4 protein-coding genes are annotated in these 4611 nt (G+C 69.2%); 2 read left to right on the top strand and 2 right to left on the bottom strand.

Annotated elements, in window-relative coordinates; genetic code table 11:
• On the top strand, positions 1 to 1252 hold a 1252-nt coding region (locus VNE62_04220), incomplete at its 5' end, for a tetratricopeptide repeat protein (GenBank protein ID HVE91498.1).
• Positions 1253 to 1262: 10 nt separating this feature from the next.
• Complete coding sequence (locus VNE62_04215; protein HVE91497.1) at positions 1263 to 2474, top strand: hypothetical protein; 1212 nt, start codon at positions 1263 to 1265, stop codon at positions 2472 to 2474.
• An 81-nt stretch (positions 2475 to 2555) separates the two neighbouring features.
• Here VNE62_04215 and VNE62_04210 read toward each other — a convergent pair whose 3' ends face one another.
• Both VNE62_04210 and VNE62_04205 read right to left on the bottom strand, forming a co-directional pair.
• Positions 2556 to 3254: a hypothetical protein gene (locus VNE62_04210; protein HVE91496.1), complete on the bottom strand. Its 699-nt coding sequence runs from the start codon at positions 3252 to 3254 to the stop codon at positions 2556 to 2558.
• 58 nt (positions 3255 to 3312) lie between these two features.
• Positions 3313 to 4611: ATP-binding cassette domain-containing protein (locus VNE62_04205; GenBank protein ID HVE91495.1), on the bottom strand; the 1299-nt coding region annotated here is incomplete at its 5' end.

Raw genomic sequence — 4611 nt, 5'->3', positions numbered from 1 at the left:
CCACGCCAAGATGGCGAGGATCATCGTCCGGGACTTTGCCCGCTTCTGGCGCTCAAGAGGCTATCTGGGCGAGGCGCGCAGGTGGCTCGCGACGTCGGCGGAGCAGCTGCGGCGGGAAGGCGATCAGGTGGAGCTGTCGCGATGCCTCAGTGCGCTGGCCAATGTCTGCGGGGACCAGGGGGATCTCGACGCGGCTCGGGCCGCGTGCGAAGAGGCGATCCCGCTCGCGCGGGCCTACGACCCGGGCGTGAACCTCGTGAACCTGCTGAGCGGCTTGGGGACAGTGCTGCGCAAGCTCGGCGACCCGGCCGGCGCGCTAGAGCTGCTGACGGAAGCGGTGGACCGGGCCCGCGACCTCGGTGACATCACTTACCTGTGCCCTGCGTTGGTCAACCTGGCGAACTTCTCGGCGAAGCCCGACCCGGACCGGGCACGGCCTCTGTACCAGGAGGCGCTCGCCCTCGCGCGAGCACAGGGCGACCGCAGGTACGAGGCCGCGATTCTGGCGAACATGGCCGGCTTGGACAGTGCCGCCGGTGACCACGCAGCCGCGATCGCCGCGCTGTCCGACGCCGCGCGCACCGCACAAGAGCTGCGTGACGAGGCCTTGGAGTCCAAGATCCAGGGGCTTCTGGGCGTGGAGCATCGCGAGATCGGCAACCCCGAGGCTTCGGTGCCGGTGATGCAGCGGTGCATCGAGCTCGCGGAGCGCGTCGGGGACCAGGTCTCGCTGTCCGAGGCCACGGGCGATCTGGGCTTGACGATCCTCGCGTTGGGGGACCCGCGCCAGGCTGTTGTGCACCTCGAGCAGAGTCTCGCCCTTGCGCGCAAGATCGGGCATAGCAGGCTGGAGATCGGCTGCCTCGGAGGTTTGAGCGAGGCGAATGGGCAGCTGGGGCACCTCCACAGGGCGAGAGCATGCGCGGTGGAGGCGCTGCAGCTCGCGCGGGATTCGCAAAATGAGATTTACGTGGTGGACATGCTCGAGGAGCTGGCGGACGCGCTGCTCCAGCAAGGAGACGCGAGCGGTGCGATCAGGGCCGCAGCTTGTGCGGAAGCGCGGCGCGCGCGAGGCGGAGTTTCGTTGCCGCCAAATCGTCTCGCGCGTGTCGAAGGAATTCAGGTGCGAGCCCGGGCCGCAGTCGGTGCGGATGCCTTTGACCAGATGTGGACCGAGTCCCTGGACCACGACGCGCTCGACGCGTTGATCGACGAGTTCGCCGACCAGGATCCTCAAGAGCTCGCAGGTTAGGCCCCCTGGGATGCGGCAGGTCGCCATCCTTCTCACCGACCTCCCGGGAGTGCACGAGGGCCCTGGCGTAACGCAGCACGGGGCGATCATTCGCCGGAAGGCCGACCTCCACCGGGGCGAGGTGGTGCGCATCGGCGGCGAGATGCAGGCGTCGTTCTGCGTGTTCGACACAGAGCAGGACGCCGTCGACTGCGTGGTCGCGATCAGGATGGCGGAGAAGGCGGGCCCAGCGGGGATTCGTATGCGTGCGGCGGTGCACGCGGGGCCCGTCCGGTCGCGAGGCGGGGACCACTTCGGCCCCCCTGTGAATCGGGCCTCACGGATCCGCGGTGTGGCCCACCCCGGACAGACCGTCCTGTCGGATCCGGTTGCCAGAGCCGTCGATGGACGGCTCCCCCCGGGCTGGCGCCTGGACGACCTGGGTCACCACGTGCTGCGCGATCTGGACGTCCCACTGCGCCTTTGGCAGCTGGACGAAACGGACGCCCCCTCCAGATTCCCGCCGCTGATGTCGCTGGACAGCCGCTGTCACAACCTTCCCGAGCAGTGGACGTCGTTTGTCGGCCGCGACGAGGAGGTCGTTCAGCTTGCGCAGCTCTGGACGAAGGCGCCCGTCGTCACCATTACCGGCCCTGCGGGAGTCGGCAAGACCCGGCTGGCTCTGCAAGCCGGCGCCGTCGCCGTTGCGGGGGCCGAGGACGGGGTTTGGCTGGTGGACGCGGCCGGCGCGACGCCGTCGGAGCTGGGGCGGCGGATCTGCGCAGCGCTGGGAGCCGCGGGTTCGACCCCGGCCGACGCCATAGCGGTCCTGCTCGAAAAGGGACGGCTCCTGCTCATCCTGGACGGGTGCGACGAGCCCCACGTGGCGCGCGCCGTGCAGGACATCGCCGGCGCGGGCGTTCGCGGCCACATCCTCGCGACGGCCCGGCGGCCCCTGGCAATTCACGGCGAAAGGGTCTTTGAACTTGCTCCCCTGGCGGTGCCGGGCGGAACGCCCGAACGAGTGGAGGACGTCCTTCAGTGGCCTTCGGTGCAGTTGTTCAGCGACCGCGCCGCCTTGGTCGATCCCACGTTCGAGGTCACGGTCGACAACGTGTCCGCAGTGGTTGGGATCTGCGCCGCGACCGGTGGGATCCCCGCCGAGATCGAGAAGGCGGCCCGCCGCGTGCGCGTGCAGACGCCCAAGGAGATCCTGGACCGTCTCGCACCACCATCGCAGTGACTGACCGGAGTGACGCGAACACCGGCACGCACTAGGCCGCACATGATGGTGGTTGGAGTCCGGCGCTTGCGGACCAGCTCATTACCCGGACGGCCGGACAGTGAAGCTCACGCTGGCCCAGTGAGTCTCGCCGGCGCGGACGAGGTCGACGGCGGGGTCGTCTCCGAAGCCGTCCCAGTGGTCGGCGCTCATCGTGACGAAGATGTCGGCGGAGTGCCGTCCGACAGGCAACGGTCGAAGGACCGCGATCAGCGCCGACATCGGTAGATCCGTGCCGGGATACGTCAGGCCCTCGCGCACTACCTCCGAGGCGAGAAATGTCCAACTCCGCTCTTGCCTCGACCCGCGATCGATGACATATCGGGCGCGAACGAACTTCGCGTTGAAGTCCTCTATCGGATAGGGGGCGGCCGGAACATATCCCGCCGGAAGAACTTCGTAGTGAGAGTTCGCTACCCACGCCGCGGCCGGGATCCAGCGCTCCCCGGCCAGGACCTCCCGACAAAAGGGAGCCACGATGCGAGCGTCCGTTCCATGCAGCTGGTTGAGGTCGGCTCCGCCCGGGGTGAAACAGTGCTCACCGCTGGTGCGCGCGGCTGCGGAACCGCCACTTTGCAGGATGCTGGTTGCGACCACGATGGCTGCCAACAGCCTGAGGCGGCCGACACCAATCGAATGCGTCATGACGCTCTCCTTGTGTCGAGAGACTCGGGATCCCGTGCCTCCTGATCGGACTTCGAGCCACATGCCGATCGTGGCGGCGCCGCGGCTGCCGTACATCCTCCGTTGGTCTGAGATCTGCCGCGCTTACCCCCCCGAAACGTGGGGCCGACCCGGTTCAGCTCGTCGTGCGTCCCAGGTAGGAGCGCACGACTCGCCTGTTGCGCAGCAGGCGCCCCGGAGTATCGCGGGCGATGACCCGGCCCCCCTCCAGAGCCACGATCTCGTCGGCGACGGACGCGAGCAGGCTCATGTCGTGCTCGATAACGAGCATCGCGCAGCCCAGCTCCTCCTGGACCCCCCGCAGCAGGGGGCCCAGCGCCTCGGCCTCCCTCTGTGCGATCCCCGACGATGGCTCGTCCAGCAGCAGAACGCTCGGACGGTGTCCGCGGGCCATCCCCAGGTCGACGATGTGGCGCGTCCCGGTGGAAAGCTCCGCTGCCGGCGACTCGCGGTAGCGGTCCAGTCCCAGCAGGCCGGCGATCTCGTCGGCCTGGCTTCGCGTCCCGGCCTCGGCGCGGCAGGCGGCGGGCAGGCACAGCGCGGACGCCAGGTGGTCGCGGCATTGGGCGTGGCGGTCCAGCCCCACGGCAAGGTTCGCGGATGCAGGGAGGGAGCCGAAGATCCGCGAGTCCTGGAACGACCGTCCGAGCCCGGCCAGCGAACGCCGGTGCGGCCCCCAGGCGGTGACGTCCCGTCCCCCGAACTCGATGCGGCCTTCGTCGGCGGTGAGATGTCCGGAGATGAGGTCGAACAGCGTGGTCTTGCCGGAGCCGTTGGGCCCGATGAGCCCGACGATGCGGTCCGGGGGCAGTTCGAGGTCGACGCCGTCCACGGCGACAATTCCGCCGAAGCTCTTGCGAAGGCCTTCGATCCGCAGCACCGGGGGCCCGGGGTCCGCGGCCCTGCGCCTCCGCCGCGAAGCCCCGGCGCCGGACGCGGGAGCCAAAAACACCGAGCGCGCGATGTCCGGACGCTCGAGCAGCTCGGCCGGTGGTCCTTCAAAGCGGACCTGTCCTTTCTCCAAAAAGTAGGCGCGGTGGGCGATGGAGGCGGCGATGTCCAGGGACTGCTCCACAACCACGATCGCCGTCCCCTGCTCGTTGATCGCGCGCACGACGTCGAGCAGGCGCGAGACGGTCGTTGGATCAAGCCCCAGCGAAAGCTCGTCGATCAGCAACAGCCGCGGACGCGTGACCAGCGCCATGGCCAGCCCGAGCATCTGCTGCTGCCCCCCCGACAGCGTGCCCGCCGCTTGGTCCCACCGCTCCCGCAGGACGGGGAAGTGGTCCAGCGCGCGCTCGACCTCGTCGGCGCCGCCGGTGGGCACGAGCCACAGCGCCATCCGAAAGTGCTCCGCAACGGACAGCGAAGGGAACACCGCCTTGCCACCCGGGACCTGCACGACTTGCCGTGT

The sequence above is a fragment of the Actinomycetota bacterium genome, from assembly GCA_035536535.1.
GTDB lineage: Bacteria > Actinomycetota > JAICYB01 > JAICYB01 > JAICYB01 > DATLNZ01.
Note: the sequence above shows the minus strand (reverse complement) of the source record. Positions and strands in the feature narration are given on the sequence as shown.

Coding starts and splice junctions, on each gene's coding strand:
- VNE62_04215 (HVE91497.1), top strand. CDS start 1,263: ATGCGGCAGGTCGCCATCCTTCTCACCGACCTCCCGGGAGTGCACGAG.
- VNE62_04210 (HVE91496.1), bottom strand. CDS start 3,254: ATGTACGGCAGCCGCGGCGCCGCCACGATCGGCATGTGGCTCGAAGTC.